At 47.7% G+C, this 262-nt stretch carries 1 protein-coding gene; it reads right to left on the reverse strand.

Annotated elements, in window-relative coordinates; all coding sequences use genetic code 11:
* The coding region (locus OCH80_RS10330; RefSeq protein ID WP_404540693.1) for a recombinase family protein at positions 1-262 on the reverse strand (262 nt) is incomplete at both ends.

Raw genomic sequence — 262 nt, forward strand, 5'->3', positions numbered from 1 at the left:
ATTTTCTTGTCTTCCACGTCCTGCAGAAGCTTATTCCATTTAGGGCGGCGATAATTGAGGCCACTCCCAATGTCGCTGATTCGCTCATCGAGGATGATGCCTTTGGCATTGCAGTACTGAGTAATAAAATCCATCTGATTTTTCAGATTGTTCTTCTGCCCCTGCGAAGAGACACGTGCATACGCAACGTTCTTCCGTTGCTCTGGCACTCCGAGAAGTCTGTTGAGCTGTTCCTCAGTATAGTAGCGTCTGTTGGCTACGT

This window comes from Lactobacillus sp. 23-2 (assembly GCF_044902225.1).
Lineage (GTDB): Bacteria > Bacillota > Bacilli > Lactobacillales > Lactobacillaceae > Lactobacillus > Lactobacillus absianus.